The 19,590-nt window shown below is 57.1% G+C and carries 17 protein-coding genes and 1 tRNA gene; 13 read left to right on the plus strand and 5 right to left on the minus strand.

The annotated features are described in order from the left end of the window. Positions 1 to 10 precede the first annotated feature (10 nt). The 7 genes from OL236_RS01465 to OL236_RS01495 all read left to right on the plus strand — a co-directional run bounded on the left by OL236_RS01465 (position 11) and on the right by OL236_RS01495 (position 5,508). Positions 11 to 1,450, plus strand: coding sequence for an Rne/Rng family ribonuclease (locus OL236_RS01465; protein ID WP_265071069.1), 1,440 nt, complete (start codon positions 11 to 13; stop codon positions 1,448 to 1,450). Between the two features lie 581 nt (positions 1,451 to 2,031). Beyond that, positions 2,032 to 2,754: a 30S ribosomal protein S2 gene (gene rpsB / locus OL236_RS01470; RefSeq protein WP_264918533.1), complete on the plus strand. Its 723-nt coding sequence runs from the start codon at positions 2,032 to 2,034 to the stop codon at positions 2,752 to 2,754. After that, entirely contained in the window at positions 2,741 to 3,616 is an 876-nt protein-coding gene (tsf, locus tag OL236_RS01475) for a translation elongation factor Ts (RefSeq protein WP_265071070.1), read from the plus strand. The genes rpsB and tsf overlap by 14 nt, the downstream gene beginning before the upstream one ends. A 228-nt stretch (positions 3,617 to 3,844) precedes the next feature. Continuing rightward, complete coding sequence (gene pyrH, locus OL236_RS01480) at positions 3,845 to 4,573, plus strand: UMP kinase (protein ID WP_009646779.1); 729 nt, start codon at positions 3,845 to 3,847, stop codon at positions 4,571 to 4,573. Then, positions 4,570 to 5,127: a ribosome recycling factor gene (gene frr / locus OL236_RS01485; RefSeq protein WP_009646793.1), complete on the plus strand. Its 558-nt coding sequence runs from the start codon at positions 4,570 to 4,572 to the stop codon at positions 5,125 to 5,127. The genes pyrH and frr overlap by 4 nt, the downstream gene beginning before the upstream one ends. Beyond that, positions 5,127 to 5,354 (plus strand): PASTA domain-containing protein, encoded by a 228-nt coding sequence (locus tag OL236_RS01490; protein WP_006193491.1) that lies wholly within the window; start codon positions 5,127 to 5,129, stop codon positions 5,352 to 5,354. Before frr ends, OL236_RS01490 begins: the two co-directional genes overlap by 1 nt. Further along, positions 5,338 to 5,508, plus strand: a complete 171-nt coding sequence (locus tag OL236_RS01495) for a DUF362 domain-containing protein (RefSeq protein WP_009646785.1) — start codon at positions 5,338 to 5,340, stop codon at positions 5,506 to 5,508. Before OL236_RS01490 ends, OL236_RS01495 begins: the two co-directional genes overlap by 17 nt. Positions 5,509 to 5,578: 70 nt before the next feature. On the opposite strand, the gene purF is transcribed toward OL236_RS01495, so the two are convergent. Beyond that, entirely contained in the window at positions 5,579 to 7,000 is a 1,422-nt protein-coding gene (gene purF / locus OL236_RS01500) for an amidophosphoribosyltransferase (RefSeq protein ID WP_265071071.1), read from the minus strand. Between the two features lie 326 nt (positions 7,001 to 7,326). Here purF and OL236_RS01505 point away from each other — a divergent pair, with 326 nt between their 5' ends. The 3 genes from OL236_RS01505 (at position 7,327) to brnQ (ending at position 13,367) form a co-directional block, all read left to right on the plus strand. After that, on the plus strand, positions 7,327 to 8,973 hold the full coding sequence (locus OL236_RS01505; RefSeq protein WP_265071072.1) for a ShlB/FhaC/HecB family hemolysin secretion/activation protein: 1,647 nt from the start codon (positions 7,327 to 7,329) through the stop codon (positions 8,971 to 8,973). 222 nt (positions 8,974 to 9,195) lie between these two features. After that, positions 9,196 to 12,036 (plus strand): excinuclease ABC subunit UvrA, encoded by a 2,841-nt coding sequence (gene uvrA / locus OL236_RS01510; protein ID WP_265071073.1) that lies wholly within the window; start codon positions 9,196 to 9,198, stop codon positions 12,034 to 12,036. Further along, positions 12,033 to 13,367, plus strand: coding sequence for a branched-chain amino acid transport system II carrier protein (gene brnQ / locus OL236_RS01515; RefSeq protein ID WP_265071074.1), 1,335 nt, complete (start codon positions 12,033 to 12,035; stop codon positions 13,365 to 13,367). Before uvrA ends, brnQ begins: the two co-directional genes overlap by 4 nt. A gap of 75 nt (positions 13,368 to 13,442) precedes the next feature. Here brnQ and OL236_RS01520 read toward each other — a convergent pair whose 3' ends face one another. Genes OL236_RS01520 through OL236_RS01530 form a run of 3 tightly spaced genes read right to left on the minus strand, consistent with a single transcriptional unit; the run spans position 13,443 to position 16,081 of the window. Further along, entirely contained in the window at positions 13,443 to 14,849 is a 1,407-nt protein-coding gene (locus OL236_RS01520; protein ID WP_265071075.1) for an acetyl/propionyl/methylcrotonyl-CoA carboxylase subunit alpha, read from the minus strand. Positions 14,850 to 14,874: 25 nt separating this feature from the next. Next, entirely contained in the window at positions 14,875 to 15,870 is a 996-nt protein-coding gene (locus OL236_RS01525; protein ID WP_009645233.1) for a pyridoxal-phosphate dependent enzyme, read from the minus strand. Beyond that, a complete protein-coding gene (locus OL236_RS01530) occupies positions 15,752 to 16,081 on the minus strand; it encodes a hypothetical protein (protein WP_198003304.1) in 330 nt (109 codons plus the stop codon). The genes OL236_RS01525 and OL236_RS01530 overlap by 119 nt, the downstream gene beginning before the upstream one ends. A 130-nt stretch (positions 16,082 to 16,211) precedes the next feature. Here OL236_RS01530 and OL236_RS01535 point away from each other — a divergent pair, with 130 nt between their 5' ends. After that, positions 16,212 to 16,796 (plus strand): hypothetical protein, encoded by a 585-nt coding sequence (locus OL236_RS01535; RefSeq protein WP_009645239.1) that lies wholly within the window; start codon positions 16,212 to 16,214, stop codon positions 16,794 to 16,796. Positions 16,797 to 17,601: 805 nt separating this feature from the next. Here the strand turns inward: OL236_RS01535 and OL236_RS01540 are convergent. Continuing rightward, entirely contained in the window at positions 17,602 to 18,471 is an 870-nt protein-coding gene (locus OL236_RS01540; protein WP_265071076.1) for a YitT family protein, read from the minus strand. Between the two features lie 163 nt (positions 18,472 to 18,634). Here OL236_RS01540 and OL236_RS01545 point away from each other — a divergent pair. Both OL236_RS01545 and OL236_RS01550 read left to right on the plus strand, forming a co-directional pair. Continuing rightward, positions 18,635 to 18,712 (plus strand) — tRNA-Arg (locus tag OL236_RS01545). A gap of 240 nt (positions 18,713 to 18,952) precedes the next feature. After that, entirely contained in the window at positions 18,953 to 19,576 is a 624-nt protein-coding gene (locus OL236_RS01550; RefSeq protein ID WP_009645231.1) for a TetR/AcrR family transcriptional regulator, read from the plus strand. The last annotated feature ends 14 nt before the right edge of the window (positions 19,577 to 19,590 follow it).

Raw genomic sequence — 19,590 nt, forward strand, 5'->3', positions numbered from 1 at the left:
AGTTGATGTGATGAAAACCATTCTTGTAAACTGCGCTCCCGAAGAGACGCGCATGGCGATCGTGGAAAGCGAAGAGCTTCTGGCGGTCGAGGTTGAGCGCGAGTCGCAGTCGCACCTCGTCGGCAACATCTACAAGGGACAGGTGCAGAACGTCCTGCCGGGCATGCAGGCGGCTTTCGTCGACATCGGTTGGGAGAAGAATGCTTTCCTCTACATCGGCGACGGCGTGCCGCACGAGGGCGCACAGAAAACGACGCCCGCCGCACGCATCCACATCGGCCAGCGGCTTCCCGTACAGATCACGAAGGACGCCATCGGCACGAAGGGGCCGCGTGCGACAATGCACCTGTCGATTCCGGGCAGGAACGTCGTGCTCATGCCGACGGCCGCCTACATCGGCATTTCGCGGCGCATCGAGGGCGAGGCCGAGCGTGCGCGGCTTCGGGAGATCGCCGCGCGCATCTGCCCGGCGGGCATGGGACTCATCATCCGCACGGCGGCGCACGGGCAGACGGAGGAGAGTTTCCAGGAGGACGTCGACCGCCTCGTGCGCCTCTGGCAAACCCTGCAGGCGAAAAACAAGATGGCGAAGGCGCCGGCGCTCCTCTACCGCGACGCCGATCTCATCGTGCGTCTCGTGCGCGACTCCTTCACAGAAGAGATTGATGCGCTCTACATCGATGACGCCGACGCCTGCCGTCGCGTGAGGGAACTCGTCGAATCCATCTCGCCCGAGCTTGCACAAAGAGTCCATCTCTACGAAGAGCGCGAGCCGCTCTTTCGTCGCTACGGCGTGGAGGAAGAAATCGAGCGCCTCGGCGAGCGCGAGGTCGTGCTTCCCTCGGGCGGCTCCATCGTCATCGACAAGACGGAGGCGCTGACCGCCATCGACGTGAATACGGGGCGCTACGTCGGCAAGGCGAATCTCGGCGACACGGTCTACCGCACGAACCTCGAAGCGGCGGCTGAGATCTTGAAGCAGATCCGCCTCAGGGACATCGGCGGCATCATCCTCGTCGACTTCATCGACATGGACACGGACGAGCAGAAGGAAAAGCTCCTCGCCTTCCTGCGCGACCGCGTGCGCTTCGACCGCACGAAGACGAACATCGTCGACATCACGGCGCTCGGCCTCATCGAGATCACGCGCAAGAAGTCGCGGCAGAACTTGGAGAGCATCATCTACAGCCCGTGCCCTTACTGCCACGGTCGGGGCAGGGTCGAATCGCCCGAGACGATCGCCATCCGAATCTGCCGTGACATCCGCCGCTTGGAGAGCAAGGCGCACGCGGGCGCTTATGAAATCGAAGTAGCGAGCCGCATCGCACGCGCCGTGGAAACCGCCGAGCCGCTCGCACACCTCGCCGCCGAACTCGCGCTTCGCCTGACCGTCGTCGCCAAGGACGTCATGGCGCTCGAAAGCTACACGATCTTGCCCAAGGAAGATTGAGGCAGACATGCATGTGATGTTGTTTCGGAAATTTGACGAAAGTTTCGTCATGTCGTATAATAAGCATAGAAAAGGTGCTGCCGGCAAGCGGTCAGCCCCAAAGTTTTAGTAAAGGAATATCCCGCCTAAAGTTTGGGTGCTAGAGGCGGGGTATTCTTATTTTGCTTTTAACGCAACGATGCAAATCGTCACGCAGAAAACCAACGATAAAAAATCGTACAGCTCCATAAGCAACGCCCCTGCTGAGCCGTCCAAGAAGCAAGCCCGTGGGCGTAGCTGATTGGCAAACGGCTCGTATGCGAAAACGTCCCAAGAGCGTGAGCCGAAGGCGAAGCGCGATTGGCTGACGTTGACCGCCTTTCAGGGGCAAGAATCGACCGCCTACCGTTTGGGCAGCACCATTCATATTATAGCATAGGTTTGCGCTTTTGTGTGCTTTTCCCACTTGCTTTTCCACCCCATTTATGCTAAAATGCTTCACGGTGTCTATAACGCACGCGCACTGACGTCTGCCCTGTGCTCCTTTGGGAGTGGTGCAGAGGATGAGGGGCGCGGAGGAAAAAACAGGAGGTGCACCAATTATGGCAGTAGTTTCTATGAAACAACTTTTGGAGGCCGGTGTCCATTTCGGACATCAGACCCGCCGTTGGAATCCGAAGATGGCGAAGTACATCTTCACGGAGAGGAACGGCATCTACATCATTGATTTGCAGAAGACCGTGCGCAAGGTTGACGAGGCGTACAACTTCCTTCGCAGCTTGGCGGAAGAGGGCAAGAGCGTTCTCTTCGTCGGCACGAAGAAGCAGGCGCAGGACGCCGTGAAGGAAGAGGCGACGAAGGCTGAGATGTTCTATGTCAACGAGCGTTGGCTCGGCGGCATGTTGACGAACTATCAGACAATCCAGAAGCGCATCCGCCGCTTGAAGGATCTTGAGCGCATGGAAGAGGACGGCACGTTTGACGTTCTGACGAAGAAGGAAGTCCTGCAGCTGCGTCACGAGATGACGAAGCTGGAGAAGTTCCTCGGCGGCATCAAGGAGATGAACCGTCTGCCGGGAGCGCTCTTCGTCGTCGATCCGCGCAAGGAGCGCATCGCCGTCGCTGAGGCGAGAAAGCTCAACATCCCCATCGTCGCAATCGTTGATACGAACTGCGATCCCGATGAGATCGACTATGTGATTCCGGGCAACGACGATGCGATCCGTGCCGTCCGCCTTTTGACGAGCGCGATGGCGAGCGCCATCGTCGAGGGTCGTCAGGGTCAGGCAGGTGCAGGCGAGGAGGCGCAAGATGGCAAAGATTGACGCAAAGATGGTCAAGGAGCTGCGCGAGCGTACGGGCGCAGGCATGATGGACTGCAAGAAGGCGCTGACGGAGACCGACGGCGACATGGACAAGGCGATCGACTACCTGCGCGAGAAGGGCATTGCGAAGGCTGAGAAGAAGGCCGGCCGCATCGCTTCCGAGGGTGTCGTTGCAGCCTATGTTGCGGACGATGCGAAGGTCGCGGCGCTCGTTGAGATCAACTGCGAGACGGACTTTGTCGCCGTTACGGAGAAGTTCCATGAGCTTTGCGACAAGATCGCCAAGCACATCGCAGAGACGAATCCTGCCGACCTGGACGCCTTGAATGCGAGCACGCTTGAAGGCAAGACGGTGGCGGAAATCGTCACGGAAGCTGTCGCGAGCATCGGCGAGAAGATTTCGCTGCGCCGCTTCGAGCGCTATGAGAACGCTTCGGGTCGCATTGCAAGCTACATCCACATGGGCGGCAAGATCGGCGTGCTCGTCGACCTTTCGGGCGGCACGGCGGAGATCGGCAAGGATGTCGCCATGCACATCGCAGCGTCTGCGCCGACGGCAATCGACCGCTCGGGCGTGAAGACGGAAGACCTTGAGCACGAGAAGGAAGTTCTGCGCGCGCAGGCTCTCGAAGAGGGCAAGCCCGAGAAGATCGTGGAGCGCATGGTCGAGGGTCGCATCAACAAGTTCTATCAGGAAGTGTGCCTGCTGGAGCAGCCCTTCGTCAAGGATCCGGACAAGAAAGTTCAGGAGGTCCTCGGCGATGTCAAGGTCGAGCGTTTCGTGCGCTTCGAGCTTGGCGAAGGTCTTGAGAAGAAGTCGGAAGACTTCGCGGCTGAGGTCGCTGCTCAGATCAAGGGCTAAGAGATTTGGAATAAGAGAGCTGCTGCATGGCGATGGATGAAAAATGTTTCTGTGCGGCAGCTTTTTTCCTGCCATTTTCAGGAAGTTGTCGCGAAAATGCACAACACCTTAGGAAGTTCTAACGGCAGGGCGGTTTTCTGAAAAGTGAAGAGGATTATTTCCAGCTTCGTCGAATAGGGAAGAAAAGCAACGAGATGGGAAGATACTTCTGCAAGGAGGACGTTCATTTTGGATATTGCCAGCTACAAGCGTGTCGTTTTGAAACTCAGCGGTGAATCTCTCGCAGGAGATCAGGGCTTCGGTATCGACCTGCCGACCGTCGACGCCATTGCGGCCGAGGTCAAGAAGGTGCGCGAGCACGGCATTGACGTTGCCGTTGTCGTCGGCGGCGGCAATATCTGGCGCGGTCTTGCGGGAAGCGACAAGGGCATGGATCGGGCGCAGGCAGATTACATGGGAATGCTCGCGACCGTCATGAACTCGCTCGCCTTGCAAAGCTCTTTGGAGAATATCGATGTCGATACGCGCGTGCAGAGCGCCATCGAGATGCGTCAGATTGCCGAGCCGTACATTCGCCGCAAGGCTGTGCGCCATCTCGAAAAGGGACGCGTCGTGATCCTGGCGGCAGGCACGGGAAATCCATACTTCTCGACCGACACGACCGCGGCTCTTCGTGCTGCTGAGATCGAAGCGGACGTCATCCTCATGGCGAAGAAGGGGGTTGACGGCGTCTACGATTCTGACCCGCGCAAGAATCCTGCGGCAAAGAAGTTCAGCCGCCTCGCATACATGGAGGTTCTGAATCGTGGTCTCGCTGTCATGGACTCGACGGCGACGAGTCTCTGCATGGACAATAAGATTCCCATCGTCGTATTCAATATTGATAAGCATGAGAATATCCTCAAGGCTGCGGTCGGCGAGGATATTGGCACGATTGTAGGGGGAGAGGAAGCATGATCAAGGATATTTTCAGTGCACAGGAAGAGCGCATGAAGAAGACGCTCGAAGCGCTGCGCCGCGATTTTGGCTCGCTGCGCGCTGGACGCGCAACCCCTGCGCTCCTCGATCGCGTGATGGTCGACTACTATGGTCAGCCCACGCCTGTGAGCCAGGTCGCGGCAATCGCTGTGCCCGAGCCGCGCATGCTCATGATCACGCCTTGGGAGAAGACGATTCTGCACGACATCGAGAAGGCGATCATGAAGTCCGATCTTGGACTCACGCCAAACTCCGACGGCACAGCGGTACGGCTTTCCATTCCGCAGCTCACGCAGGAGCGTCGCACGGAACTCGTGAAGTCGCTGAACAAGAAGACGGAGGATGCGAAGGTCGCGATCCGCAACATTCGCCGCGATGCGAACGAGCAGATGAAGAAGCTCGAAAAGGCGAAGGAAATCACCGAGGACGACGCGAAGAAGGGCCAGGACGACATGCAGAAGCTTGTCGACAAGTACATCAAGGCCGTGGAAGATGCGCGCGTCGTCAAGGAAAAGGAAATCATGGAAGTCTGATGGAAGAAGTCGATGTTTTGGGCATTCCCTGGCAGGAGGCGAAAGAGCGTCTTGAGGCGCTCGGATTCCTCTATGAGGTGGAGTGGACACGTCCCACACGAGATTTTTTTCCGATAGATGAGCAGTCTCCCTATGTCGTGCGGCAGAGGCGAGAAGGCGATAAGATAAAGCTCGTGCTTGCAGCGCGGCTGCGAAAGGAGGTGTCCTGTCATGGCTTACAAGATTAGCGAAGAGTGCATTTCGTGCGGTTCGTGCGCCGGTACCTGTCCCGTCGAGGCGATCTCGGAGGGTGAGTCCCAGTACGTGATTGACCCGGAGAAGTGCATTGAGTGCGGTGCGTGTGCGGAAGGCTGTCCCGTCTCCGCGATTTCCGCGCCCTGACGCGCAGAAGCGCATGAAAAAACCGCTGCCGGGCAGCGGTTTTTTTGTGCGCCTTCGAGGGAGCGCTTCCTCAGCCTTCGCTTTCGGAGAGTTTCTTCTCGAAGCGGTCTTTGTTCGTATTCTGCGGGATACTCGTCGGATAATCGCCGCTGAAGCAGGCGTCGCAGCATGGGATGTTGCCGGCGAGTGCGGGCAGCGATTCGATCGGCAGGTAGCCTAGGGTGTCGGCGCCGACGATCTTCGTGATTTCCTCAAGCGTGTGGTGCGCGGCGACGAGGTGATCGGCAGAGTCGATGTCCGTGCCGTAGTAGCAAGGATGGAGGAACGGCGGCGCAGAGATGCGCAGGTGGATTTCCTTCGCGCCCGCCTTGCGGATGAGGTCGGTGATGCGCTTGCTCGTCGTGCCGCGCACGATGGAGTCGTCGATGAGCACGACCCTTTTGCCGTAGACGGTTTCGGCGATGGGATTGAGCTTGATGCGCACCTTGTCGACGCGGTTTTCCTGCCCGGGTGCGATGAAGGTGCGGCCGATGTACTTGTTCTTGATAAGCCCGATGCCGTAGGGGATGCCCGAGGCGCGGCTGTAGCCGAGCGCCGCGTCGAGTCCCGAGTCGGGCACGCCGATGACGACGTCGGCGTCGACGGGATGCTTGGCGGCGAGGATCTCGCCAGCACGCGTCCTTGCCGCGTGGATGGAAACGCCGTCGATGATGGAGTCGGGACGTGCGAAGTAGATGTACTCGAAGACACACGATTTTCTAGGCTTCGTATGACAGTGTTCCAAGCGGCTCGTCATGCCGTCCTTCGTGAAGACGAGGATCTCGCCGGGCAGGAGGTCGCGCTCGAACTCGGCGCCGACGGCGCTCAACGCACAGCTCTCGGAGGCGACGATCCAGGTGCCGTCCGGCATCTTGCCGTAGCAAAGCGGACGGAAGCCCTGCGGGTCGCGCACGGCGACGAGCTTGGCGCTCGACATCAGACACAGTGAATAAGCGCCCTCCAGGCGGTTCATCGTTTGACTGACCGCATCTTCGATGGAGGGAGTCTTGAGCCGTGCCTGCGTGATGAGGTAGGCGATGATCTCTGTGTCGATCGTCGTGTGGAAGATTGCACCCGCGAGTTCGAGCTTATCGCGCAGGATATCGGCGTTGCTGAGGTTGCCGTTGTGTGCGAGCGCCAGCTTGCCCTTCTGGTGGTTGATGGCGAGCGGCTGACAGTTGCGGCGGCTCGTCGCTCCCGTCGTGCCGTAGCGCACATGACCGACGGCCATCGTGCCCTCGGGGAAGCGCGAGAGGACTTCGTGCGAAAAGACGTCGTTGACGAGTCCGAGATCCTTGTGCGAGGAAAAGACGCCGTCGTCGTTCACGGTGATGCCGCAGCTCTCCTGGCCGCGGTGCTGCAGCGCGTAGAGTCCGTAATACGTCATCGCGGCGACGTTTGCCGGCTCGGGGGAAAATGCGCCGAATACGCCGCATTCTTCATGTATGCTCATTCCTGTGCCTCCTGCTTGGGGGATACTTCTTTTTCCCCTACATCGTACACCATGAGAAAAATCATGTCAATGGAACGACTGTATACAAAATACGCAGAAGGATGTGTACGGCTGGCAGCGGATTAAAATTTCTCGTGAAGCACAATAAATGATCCTAAGGGAAGGATTTCAAAAGGTGCATGTCGAAAAAGAAAAAAGCTAGGCTATGTCTGATGGATTGGCTTTTCCTGCAAACGGGTGGGCATACGTCCGGCAGGTTCCTATTTTAGGAGAAAGACTGCACGAAGCAGCATATCCATGAATTTAGAGCAAGGGAGATCATTGGCATGAAAAACAAGCTGCACCATACTTTGACGAGGGCGGTGCTCTTGGGGCTTCTCGCGAGCACGGCGGCGGCGCCGGCATATGCCGCGTCTTCGCTGTCAAAGCCCGGGCAGGACATCGAAGGGACGCTGCCTGGGGCAGAGGCGGGCGTCGAGAACAACATGAAGAAGAACACGGCGACGAACGAAGTAAAGTTCCTCGTGAAGAACATCCAGCTCGATGTCGAGGACGAGATCAAGTTCAACAATGCCGAGATTCGTGACATTCTCTTAGCGCGCATCGGCAAGGAGACGACGCTTGCGGGGCTCAACGACCTGCAGGATCAGATCACGGCGTACTGCCGCAGCCATGGCTATCCGGCTGCTGCCGCCTACCTTCCCGCGCAGGAGTCCGAGGACGGGAATGTCATCATCAAGGTCATTCCTGGCCGTTACGGTGATGTGAAGCTCGACAACAAGAGCCGGTTCAAGGATGCGGCGGCGCAGGGTTTCCTTGCAGGGCTAAAGAAGGGCGAGATCATCCGCACGAAGGATCTTGAGACGGCGCTCTACACGATCAGCGACTTCAGCGGAGCGCGTGCCGTCGGCACGCTCAGCGCGGGAAAATCGTTCGGAACGAGCGATGTGACCGTGCATATCGAGGACGGCAAGCCGTCTTCGAGCATCGTCTACGCCGAGAACTATGGCAGCGAGGCTACGGGACGCTACCGCTACGGCGCACAGCATTCGATCTACAACGTCGACGGCATGGGATCGAAGGTCAATGTCGGTGCCTTGATTTCCAATAAGTCGCTGCACAACTACTATGTGAACTACGAAGCGCTCGTTGGACACGGCGGCACGTCGCTCGGCATCGGCTACAGCCGCATGGACTATGAGGTCGGCGGACCTCTGAAGCGTCTGGGAGCGCATGGCACGGCGGATACGATCAGCGTCTATGGCAGCCGCCCTATCTACCATACGACGGACGAAAAGCTCGCCCTTACCTACGGCTATGATTACCGTAGGCTTAAGGATGATATGGACGCTTTCGGCGGCATGGCGGACAGCAAGAAGCACTCGCACGATCTCCATGCCGGCGTAGAAGGCTTTTGGCGTGACCGCAAGAGCGGCCTTTCGCTGAACTACAATTTCGTGCTGACAGCAGGCAACGTTACGGCGGATTCGTGGTATGCAAAGAAACTGGCGAAAAGTGCGGGAACAGACGGTGGCTTCACGAAGGCGGAGGCAAAGGTCACAGCCGTTCAGTCGCTTGGCAAGCAGGCGGATGTCATGGTAAAACTGTCAGGTCAGGCGGCATCGAAGAATCTCGATAGTTCCGAACAGATGTATTTGGGCGGTGCTAATGCCGTACGCGCCTATCCGCAGGGCACAGGCACGGGGGATAAAGGGATACTCGGTACGGTTGAGTTCCGCTACTACACCGATGTGCCAGGGCTTGTCGCGAGTACCTACCTCGACGCAGGCCGCAGTTCGTTTGACGGCAGCACGACGACGCTGAAAGGGTGGGGTGTCGGTCTCGCCTACAATGCGCCCGACTGGTTCGCGCGCATCGATTATGCACGTCGCATCGGCTTGGGTCGATCATCCAACGAAACCATATCGGCGGATCGCGGACGCTTCTGGTTTCTTGCGGGCAAGATCTGGTAATGGCGAAAAATACATAAGGCAGGCTGCCGCACGAAGCAAGGATGGGCTTCGTGCGGCAGCCTTTTTGTATGGGAGGCTCTCGTGGGACATGAGCAAGGTTATTCTGATCGAGGCACGATTCTTCTGATTTGTGCAAAGAGAAGATAAAATAATAAAAGGGCTTCAACTTCCGCCGCCTTTCCGATATAATAGGGGGAAGCAGCAAACGGAGGAAAATACTTTATGGAGAATGTGATTCGCATACAGGGCGCGCGCGCCCATAATCTGAAGAATATCGACGTGGAGATACCGCGAGACAAACTCGTCGTCGTCACAGGGCTTTCGGGATCGGGCAAGTCCTCGCTCGCTTTTGATACAATTTATGCTGAGGGGCAGAGGCGCTATGTGGAGTCGCTGTCATCCTACGCAAGGCAGTTCCTCGGTCAGATGGACAAGCCCGATGTTGACAATATCGAGGGACTTTCGCCGGCGATTTCCATCGACCAGAAGACGACGAGCCGGAACCCGCGCTCGACCGTTGGCACGGTGACGGAGATTTACGATTACATGCGATTGATGTTCGCGCGCGCCGGCCGCCCGCATTGTCCGAAGTGCGGCAAGCCCATCGCGCAGCAGACGGTCGATCAGATGATGGACAAGCTTGAGGCTTTGCCCGAGCGCACGAAGCTCCTGATCATGGCGCAGATCGTTCGCGGCAAGAAGGGCGAGCACAAGAAGATTCTCGACCACATCCGCCGCGAAGGATATGTGCGCGTGCGCATCGACGGCGAGGTCGTCGACCTCGGTGAAGAGATTCACCTCGACAAGGCGAAGAAGCATACGATCGAAGTCGTCGTCGACCGTCTTGTCGTCCGCGAGGGCATGGAGCAGCGGCTTGCCGATTCCTTGGAGACGGCTTTGAAGATGGGCGAGGGAGTCGTCTACGTGCAAATCGTCGACGGCGAACTTTTGATGTTCAGCGAAAACTTCGCGTGCGTCGACTGCGGCATCAGCCTGCCCGAAATCACGCCGCGCATGTTCTCGTTCAACAGCCCTTACGGCGCATGTCCGACGTGCAGCGGCCTCGGTAGCAACATGGAGTTCGATCTGGAGCTTGTCGTACCCGACGATTCGCTGTCGCTTGCCGAGGGAGTATTCGCGCCGCTTTCCAAGAATCTCAACACCTATGCGAACTGCCAGATGGAGGCTGTTCTCAAGCATTACGGCTATACGGTTGACACGCCGTTTCGCGACTTGGACAAGAAGGTGCAGGAGTTTCTTCTCTATGGCACGGGCGAAGAGAAGTTCGAGTTTGGCTACGAGAACATGTTCGGCGAGTACAAGCTGCATCATTCGGCCTTCGAGGGTGTCATGCCGATGCTTACGCGGCGTTACCGCGAAACGGATACAGACGCGATGCGCGAGGACTACGAGAACTACATGACGATCACGCCTTGCCCTGCGTGCCATGGAGCGCGTCTTCGTCCCGAGGTGCTTTCCGTCAAGGTCGGCGGCAAGAACATCGCTGAGGTTACGGCGCTGACGATTCGAGAATGCGATGAATTCTTCTCCGAGCTTTCGCTCTCGGAGCGCGAGGCGAAGATCGCCGCGCAGATCTTGAAAGAGATCCATGCGCGCCTCGGCTTTCTCTTGAACGTCGGGCTTGATTATCTGACGCTATCGCGTGCGGCGGGGACGCTCTCGGGCGGCGAGGCGCAGCGCATACGGCTTGCGACTCAGATCGGTTCGGGACTCATGGGCGTGCTCTACATCCTCGATGAGCCGAGCATCGGACTTCATCAGCGCGACAACAACCGCCTCTTGGCGGCGCTGCAGCATCTCCGCGATCTCGGCAACACGCTCATCGTCGTTGAGCATGACGAGGATACGATGTATGCCGCCGACCATATCATCGACATCGGCCCCGGCGCAGGAGCGCATGGCGGGCGTGTCGTCGCCGAGGGTACGGCAGAAGAGATCAAGAAGGTCGCCGAGTCCGTCACGGGACAGTATCTCGCGCGGAAGAAGTTCATCCCCGTGCCGAGCCGCCGCCGGACGGGCACGGGCAATTTCATCGAGATCGTCGGTGCGGCGGCGAACAATCTCAAGAACTTGCGCGTGAAGTTTCCGCTCGGGGAACTGATCCTCGTCACGGGCGTTTCCGGCTCGGGCAAGTCGACGCTCGTCAACGAGATCCTCTACAAGGGCGTCGCCTCAAGGCTCTACCATGCGAAGGGAAAGCCCGGCAAGCACAAGAAGATTCTGGGACTTGAGCACGTCGACAAGATCATCGACATCGACCAGCAGCCGATCGGGCGCACGCCGCGCTCGAATCCTGCGACGTATACGGGCGTATTCGATGCCATCCGGCAGCTCTTCAGTCAGACGACGGAGGCGAAGATGCGCGGCTACAAGCCCGGGCGCTTCAGCTTCAACGTCAAGGGCGGCCGCTGCGAGGCGTGCCGCGGCGACGGCATCATCAAGATCGAGATGCACTTCTTGCCCGACGTCTATGTGCCCTGCGAGGTTTGCAAGGGAGCGCGATACAATCGTGAGACGCTTGAGGTGCGCTACAAGGGAAAGACGATCGCCGACGTGCTCGCCATGACGGTTGACGAAGCTGTGGAGTTCTTCAAGAATATCCCGCGCATCGAGACGAAGCTCAAGGTCATTGCCGACGTTGGGCTCGGTTACATCAAGCTTGGGCAGAGTGCGACGACGCTCTCGGGCGGTGAGGCGCAGCGCGTGAAACTCGCGACGGAACTGGCGCGTCGCTCGACGGGGCGCACGCTCTACATCCTCGACGAGCCGACGACGGGACTTCACACCGCCGACATCGCGAAGCTCCTCGGCATCCTGCACCGCCTCGTCGACGGCGGTGACACGGTCGTCGTCATCGAGCACAACCTCGACGTCATCAAGACGGCCGACCACATCATCGACCTCGGACCTGAGGGCGGTTCGGGCGGCGGCACGATCGTTGCCGAAGGCCGTCCCGAGGACATCGTGAAGGTCAAGGCCTCGTACACGGGCAAGTTCCTGAAGCCGCTGTTGGAAGAGAATTTTGAGAGGAATGCGAAATGAATCGATTGAAGAAGAAGGATCTTTTGACTTTGGGCTTCATGATGTTCTCCGTCTTTTTCGGGGCGGGAAACCTCATCTTCCCGCCTGCACTGGGGCAGGCGGCGGGGACGAACACGCTGTCCGCCATGCTCGGCTTCATGACGACGGGCGTCGGTCTGCCGCTCCTTGGCATCATGGCGATCGCTCTCGCGGGCGGCGAATATGTGCAGCTTCTGAAGAGGCGCACGTTTCCCTGGTTTGCGACGGCGCTTCTCGTCATCCTCTACCTTATCATAGGGCCGTTGTTCGCCATGCCGAGGACGGGCGCCGTCTCGTTTGAGATCGGCATTCGTCCCTTCGTCGGTGCGGGCGATGTCACGCTCCCACAAGTCATCTACACGGCGCTTTTCTTTGGCGCATCGTACTATTTGTCGCTCAATCCGAACAAGCTCATCGACCGCGTGGGCAAGATGCTTACGCCCGCGCTGCTCGTCGTTCTTGTGATCCTCTTTTTGCGTACCTTCTGGTCGCCGATGGGGGAGGTGCTCGCTCCGACGGGCGTTTACCTGGAATCGCCCTATGCGCAGGGATTCCAGGATGGCTATCAGACGATGGATCTCCTCGCGACCATCGCCATCGGCGCGCTCGTCGTCAATGCCGTGCGCTATCGCGGCGTGACCGACACGCGCACCATCGGCAAGGCATGCCTCGCAGCCGGTTTCATCACCGTATTCCTCATGGCCTGCGTTTACGGCTCTTTGGCCTATCTCGGAGCGACGAGCGTGACGGTTCTCGGACACTCGGAGAACGGCGGACAGCTCCTCGCCGAAGCCGTGCGCATCTTCTTCGGCGCGGCGGGCAACGTGCTTCTCGCGCTCATCATCATCCTCGCGTGCATCACGACGTGCTGCGGCATCACGTCGAGCGCAGCGATGTTCTTCCACAAGCTCTTCAAGAAGAAGATTTCCTACGAGCGCTTGCTGCTCTTCTCCACGCTCTTCAGCTTCGGCGCGTCGAACATCGGCCTCACGCAGATCATTGCGCTCGCCGTGCCGTTCCTCGTGGCGATCTACCCGCTCGTCATCGTCTTCGTCATCCTCTCGCTCTTCGATCGCTTCATTGGCTGGCGAAAGAGCATCTACCAGGGCGCCGTCCTCGTCACGCTCGCCTTCTCGCTGACGGACGCGATGCATGCCGCAGGCTTCGGCTCTGCCGCCTTCTATGAAATGCTTGCCGCGCATGTTCCGTTCTACGGCGTCATGATGGGCTGGGTCTGCCCGGCGCTCGCCGGAGCGGTCTTAGGATTCATCATCTCGCTCGGGCAGAAAGCGCCGGCGCCGAAGGAAGCGTAGTGAGCACATGCGGGATGCCTCTGCACATGAAAAGAACCCGACGGATGGCCGTCGGGTTCTTTTCATGTGCAGGTCTCACGCGTAATACATGCTCGCGTTGATGGAAGCGGCAAGATCGAGCTTGTCCTTGAGCTTGAGCTTTTTCGGCTCGTTCTCGTAGTGGGTGATGCGGCGCTTGATGAATTGCGTGTCGATGTTGCCCGTGCGGAAGTAGCTGTCCTCAAGAATTTTCTGGTGCAGGGCAATCGTTGTCTTGACGCCTTCGATGCGGAATTCGCTTAGGGCACGTTCCATGATCTTGATGGCATCGCCGCGCGTTCTGCCGTGCACGATGACCTTGGCGATGAGGGAATCGTACCACGGCTCGATTGTCAGTCCCGTCGTCACGCCGCTGTCGAAGCGTACGCGCGGACCGCTCGGCTCGTGCATGAAGGTGATGAGACCGGGAGACGGCAGGAAGTTGTTGTCGGGATCTTCGGCGTTGATGCGGCACTCGATGGCGTGACCGCGGATCTTGATATTCTTCTGCATGAGCCCCAGAGGCTCACCGTCGGCGATCTGGATCTGGCGGCGCACGATGTCGACGCCCGTGACGGCTTCCGTGATGGCGTGCTCGACCTGGACGCGCGGGTTGATCTCCATGAAGTAGAACTTGTTGTCGGCGAGATCGAGGAGGAATTCCACCGTGCCGGCATTCGAGTAGTGGACGCTCTTCGCCGCCTTGATGGCAAGGCGGCCGATCTCGCGGCGCATCTCTTCCGTCAGGGCGACGGAAGGCGACTCTTCGAGGAGCTTCTGATTGCGGCGCTGCAGCGAGCATTCGCGCTCGCCGAGGAAGAGCACCGTGCCGTAGTTGTCGGCAAGAATCTGCGCCTCGATGTGGCGTGAATGCTCGATATAGTGTTCGAAGTAGTGGACGACTTTCTTGAGATCGACGAGATGCAGGATGTTCTTGAGATCCTCTTCGGAATGTGCGACGAACATGCCCTTGCCGCCGCCGCCTGATACAGGCTTCAAGATGACAGGGTAGCCAACTTCCGCGGCAGCCTTCAAGGCCATCTCGTTGCTTTCGAGAGGGGCGCTGCCCTTTGACATCGGAATGCCGGACGGCGCCATGGCAGCGCGCGCTGCATCCTTATCGCCGACGAGGCGCAGGGTCTCGGGCATGGGGCCGATCCAGACGATGCCCGCCTTCGTGACCATCTCGGCGAAGTCGGCATCTTCGGACAGGAAGCCGTAGCCCGGATGGATGGCTTCGGACTTCGTTTGAATGGCTGCCTCAAGGACGGCCTTCTTGTTGAGGTAGCTTTCCGCCGCATCGGCGGGGCCGACGCGATAGGTGAGGTCGGCGAGCTGGACGTGCAGGGCGTTCTTGTCGGCGTCGGAGTAGATGGCAACCGCCTCGACGCCGAGCTCTTGACAGGCGCGGATGACGCGGACGGCGATTTCGCCGCGATTGGCGATGAGAATTCTTTTGAACATAAGTGATGTAGCCTCCTGATTCGTATTATCCTTTGAGTCCCGATCCTGTCAGTGGCACGACGACGCGATAGTTGTCGGGTTTTGCCGTACCGAAGATTTGCATGGCGCCGGCGAGAGCTGCGGCGCTTGTCGTTTCCACATAGATGCCTCGGCGTCCGAGCATTTCTTTGCACTTCACGATTTCTTCATCCTCAACGATGAGGACGTCACCGCCGCTGTTCGTGACGGCAGCGAGCATATCGTGCAAACGTTTGGGTGTTTCGATGCGGATCGATTCGGCAATTGTCTCCGTCTTCGGGCTTGCCGGTATCTTGTTGAACGCCTCGTAGAGCGGTGCACAGTTCTTGCTCTGCACGGGCACGAGGCGTGGCAGGCGGCCGATCTCGATGAAGCCGTAGTAAAGCCCTAAGAGCATCGTGCCGTTACCGACGGGCAGGAAGATGTACTCGGGCACACTCTCGCCGAGCTGTTCATAAATCTCGTATGCCATCGCCTTCATGCCCTCGAAGAAGAGCGGATTGTAGACATGCGAAGCATAGTAGGCGTCGCCGAGGTTTTCCTTGACCGCCTGACACGCGCCCATGCGGCCGCCTTCGGTCTTGACGATCTTCGCGCCGTAGGCGGCAATCTGACGCAGTTTGTCGGGCGACGTCTCCTTTGGCACGTAGACCGTGCAGTCGATGCCCGCCGCCGCTGCGTGCGCTGCGATGGAGGCGCCGGCGTTGCCTGCTGAATCGAGCGCGATCTTCTCAATGCCGACATGGTGGATCTCATTGATCAGCGTGTAGGCTCCGCGATCCTTGAAGGAGCCAGTCGGCAGAAGGTTCTCTGTCTTCAGCAGATACTCGATGCCGTCAATCTTGATGCTCAGAAGATCGGTGTGCATGTGTCCGATCGTGACGTCATGCACCGTTTCTTCGTTTGCCGCCTTGTTCAGATGGAACATGCCGCCGCATTCGCAGCGGTAGTTCATCGAGCTGATGGGATATTTTTTTTTGCATTTCTCGCAGTAAAAATACACGGAGCATCCCGCCTTTCGTCATGGCATATGATTTCCCTTTGTTTAGTATTTTGCCGTCATGAATATATTCGCGTTTTCCTGCGCATTTCCTTTTCTTATGTAAATTTTCCTGCATCTCAATTGAAAGTTTTAAGAGAAAAATAAGGACAGCTTTGTGTTTCTCCAGAGAAAATGTGGTTGGCAAAGGAGAAGAAATGATGTATGATAGCATGTGAGAGGTTTTTATGACCTTTGTTTTTACTGCAGGGACGGCTTTTTTGATAGATATAAGAAGAACGAGGAGGGGCGGCCCTCTTTTTCTTTTCCGCCGGCCGTGCAAACGGCCTTCTTAGGAGAGGATTATGACAAATAAGATTTATGCGCTGGTCGGGCCGCACGCTTCGGGCAAGACGGTGCTGATCGGCAAACTTATGCAGATGGGGATTCATTACATTCCTTTATATACGACGCGGAAACCAGGAAAAATCGATTCCGATACGAGATTTTACCGCTTTGTCGGCAAGGCGGAGTTCTTCAAGCAGGAATTCATTGTGCACGTCACATATAAGGGTGACTATTATGGCGTCTTAAAAAAAGACGTTCTTTCGGCGTTGCAGGAGCATAAGATCAGCCTTGTGATGTTGGAGGCGAATGGCGTCAAGCAGCTCGCGCGCCTTTTGAAAGAGAATTTCGAGACGATCTTCCTCATGGTCGACTATGTGACGCTCGTCGAGCGCATGATTCGTCTCGGACATAAAAATAGTGAGATAAAGTATCATTTGGAATATGCAGAAAACAACAGTGAGTTTGACAACTGGAAGGACGCTACGCATGTCGTGAAGATCCGGAATGTGGCGAATCCGGGGACGGCGTTTGATCAGATCCTGGCAATCATGGGATTGATGCGCCTCCTGCCACCGGAGAAGCTCAAGGAATGCGTGCAATAAAGGGGCAGCCTGCAAGGGCTGCTTCTTTATTTTGCAGAGAAATTTAGTCGACGGAAAATATTTCAAGATTTTTCAAAATATTATTGACAACTTATAGGAGATGTTTTATAATAAAAGTGCAGATGGAAGGAGGCATCCCTTGCGAAGATGTTTGCAGAAAGAGGAGAAACTTTAGTATGCAGACTAGCAAAAATAGCAGAAAAGCTTAAGGTAAGCCGAAGGTTCAGGCATGAGGCGCATCGTGGAGGAGGAAGAGCGTATTCCGAGACCATGATGAACAAGCTCACGGAGAGAATCCAAAGGGCGGCAAGCCGTTGCAGTATGGCGGCAGGAAGCGGAACGAATATTCATGAAGGGTTGAGGGGCGCTTGCGGAACTGATGTAAGGCAAGACGCAAGTGCCGAAGAATCCACGGATACGAATCCGTGCGTCAAGGCGGAAGCTCATGCAGCTGCGAAGAACAATGCATGAGTTTGACGCAGAAGAAGAGCAGTTCCGATCAATTCCGAGTCCGAGTAGAAGAATCGTGCGCAGGAACAGCAGGGCGCATAGTGCCGATACCGCTTGACTGCCGAAAAAGAGCGCCAGAGAGTGCATCTCCATGCGGCAGGGCAAAGGCTTCATGGCTTCGGTGAAACTCGAGAGATCTGCGGGGGTCGACTTTCAAACAAAAAGGGAACTGGTGCATAAGTTAAGTTCAGCTTATGCACCAGTTCCCTTTTTGTCGTCAATCGTGCTGCGACCGTTGCTCTTGAGCCTTCATTACGGGGCTACAGCATAGATGTCGAAATTGATCTGTGCAGGTTTAATGGCCGCTTTTCTTGAATCTCCCGCCTACGATGTCGTGGACGGCGTTGATCGTTACGAAGGCGCTTTCATCGATGTCGAGGACGGTTTCCTTGAGTTTGTTGACTTCGAGGCGCGTGACGACGGAGTAGAGAACCTTTTTCTCTTCGCCCGTGTAGCCGCCTGCGCCGTAGAGGAGGGTGACGCCGCGTCCCAATCGCTCGGCGAGAGCGACATTGATCTTGTCCGGTTCGTTCGTGACGATCATGACGGCGTAGGATTCGTCGAGTCCCTGGACGACGACATCGATCATCTTGGCGATGACGAAGTAGGCGACGAGCGAGTACATCGCCTTGTCCCAGCCGAAGAGCAGGCCGGCGCTCGACAGGATGAAGAGGTTGATGAACATGACGACCTCACCGACGGAGAATACGGATTTCTTGTCGAGGATGATGGCGACGATCTCCGTGCCGTCGAGCGAGCCGCCCGAACGAATGATGAGTCCGACGCCGAGGCCGACGATGATGCCGCCGAAGATGGCGGCGAGGAAGAGATCCTGCGTGACGGTCGGGAACGGCGCGAAGTAGGCCGACCAAAAGGAGAGTAGGAAGATGGCGGTCATGGTGGCGACAGCGAAGGCTTTGCCGATCTGCTTGTAGCCGATGTAGAGGAACGGGAGGTTGAAGAGGATGAGAAAGACGCCCAGAGGCTGCTCTGTGATGGCATGCGCCATGATGGAGAGGCCGACGACGCCGCCGTCGATGATGTTGTTCGGGATGAGGAAGATTTCGAGTCCGACGGCCGTGATGACGGCGCCGATGAAGATCGTCACATATTTCTGCATGAGGGCGAGCAGGTGCTTCTTGCGGCTTTTCTTTTCTTTTTCCATAAAGCAGGTCCTTTCGTGCAGCTGGACGCTTCCTCAAGGAAGCGGATTCATTCAATGACTCTTTCATTATACGGAAAAAACAGGATGTGCGCAAATTTTATTTGACAACGGGTGTTTCCTGTGATAGAATCACTTATGTTGATTGCGAGAGCGGTCGGCTTGTGACTCAGTAGCTCAGTTGGATCAGAGTATTTGACTACGAATCAAAGGGTCGGGGGTTCGAGTCCCTCCTGGGTCACCATTTTGAAGTTTTGCGCTGGCAGTAGCCGGCGCTTTTTTTGTGTGCAAGAGCGCTCGTCGTTCAAAATGCTTTATTAAGCGACTTCATTTTAGCAGCGTTTCCTTAAAATTATGAAGATGCTTCATTTTCTGCTTTAAAAATGAAGGGGATTCATGTATAATAGGCAATGAAGGGGATTCATGTATAATAGGCAAGGAGAGTTGGAGTGTGCAGGAGACTCCTTGAGCGAGGAGGATTTGTATGGAAGAAGATAAGATCAGCCGCCGCGAGATGAAGAAGATTCAGTCGCGCAAGGCGATTCTCGATTCGGCGGCAAGCCTGTTTCAGAGTCGCGGGCTGGAAGATGTTGCGATTGCGGATATCATGAGTGGGGCGGATCTTGGCATCGGTACGTTTTACAATTACTTTGACTCCAAGGACGATGTCTTGATGGAACTTCTGGGGCGCATCATGAAGGAACTGGGAGAAAGGGTGCGCGTCCTGTCCGAGGAGCGTAGGCCCGTGACGGAAATCCTGCGCGAGCTGCTTCTGGCCGCCGCCAGACTTCTTGGGCAGAATCGTTATGTGTTGCCGCTTTTCCTGCGTGCTGCACAGCAGGCGACCTTGCTGAAGCGCTCGGAGGCGAGCGTTTCGGCGCCGCCTTTCACGGTGCTTTTCACACGCTTGGTTGAGGAAGGCCAAGCGAATGGCGAGTTCCGCCATGACATCCCGACGGCGATCATCTCAGAACTTTTCCACTCGCTGTTTCAAGCAGCGGCGTTCAGTAAACTGGAAATTCCCTTCGAGGAGAACGTGCGCCTGAAGCTTGGATTGATTCTCGACGGCATGCGCGTGATTGAAAAGCAGGAAGAGCAAAAGGAATGAACGGGAGGATTTTT

Origin of the sequence: Selenomonas sputigena (genome assembly GCF_026015965.1) — a bacterium.
Lineage (GTDB): Bacteria > Bacillota > Negativicutes > Selenomonadales > Selenomonadaceae > Selenomonas.

What these genes read in the sequence shown, in the direction of transcription:
- OL236_RS01465 (WP_265071069.1), top strand. Translation starts at nt 11, where the DNA reads ATGAAAACCATTCTTGTAAACTGCGCTCCCGAAGAGACGCGCATGGCG.
- rpsB (WP_264918533.1), top strand. Translation starts at nt 2,032, where the DNA reads ATGGCAGTAGTTTCTATGAAACAACTTTTGGAGGCCGGTGTCCATTTC.
- tsf (WP_265071070.1), top strand. Translation starts at nt 2,741, where the DNA reads ATGGCAAAGATTGACGCAAAGATGGTCAAGGAGCTGCGCGAGCGTACG.
- frr (WP_009646793.1), top strand. Translation starts at nt 4,570, where the DNA reads ATGATCAAGGATATTTTCAGTGCACAGGAAGAGCGCATGAAGAAGACG.
- OL236_RS01490 (WP_006193491.1), top strand. Translation starts at nt 5,127, where the DNA reads ATGGAAGAAGTCGATGTTTTGGGCATTCCCTGGCAGGAGGCGAAAGAG.
- OL236_RS01495 (WP_009646785.1), top strand. Translation starts at nt 5,338, where the DNA reads ATGGCTTACAAGATTAGCGAAGAGTGCATTTCGTGCGGTTCGTGCGCC.
- purF (WP_265071071.1), bottom strand. Translation starts at nt 7,000, where the DNA reads ATGAGCATACATGAAGAATGCGGCGTATTCGGCGCATTTTCCCCCGAG.
- OL236_RS01505 (WP_265071072.1), top strand. Translation starts at nt 7,327, where the DNA reads ATGAAAAACAAGCTGCACCATACTTTGACGAGGGCGGTGCTCTTGGGG.
- uvrA (WP_265071073.1), top strand. Translation starts at nt 9,196, where the DNA reads ATGGAGAATGTGATTCGCATACAGGGCGCGCGCGCCCATAATCTGAAG.
- brnQ (WP_265071074.1), top strand. Translation starts at nt 12,033, where the DNA reads ATGAATCGATTGAAGAAGAAGGATCTTTTGACTTTGGGCTTCATGATG.
- OL236_RS01520 (WP_265071075.1), bottom strand. Translation starts at nt 14,849, where the DNA reads ATGTTCAAAAGAATTCTCATCGCCAATCGCGGCGAAATCGCCGTCCGC.
- OL236_RS01530 (WP_198003304.1), bottom strand. Translation starts at nt 16,081, where the DNA reads ATGCTATCATACATCATTTCTTCTCCTTTGCCAACCACATTTTCTCTG.
- OL236_RS01535 (WP_009645239.1), top strand. Translation starts at nt 16,212, where the DNA reads ATGACAAATAAGATTTATGCGCTGGTCGGGCCGCACGCTTCGGGCAAG.
- OL236_RS01540 (WP_265071076.1), bottom strand. Translation starts at nt 18,471, where the DNA reads ATGGAAAAAGAAAAGAAAAGCCGCAAGAAGCACCTGCTCGCCCTCATG.
- OL236_RS01550 (WP_009645231.1), top strand. Translation starts at nt 18,953, where the DNA reads ATGGAAGAAGATAAGATCAGCCGCCGCGAGATGAAGAAGATTCAGTCG.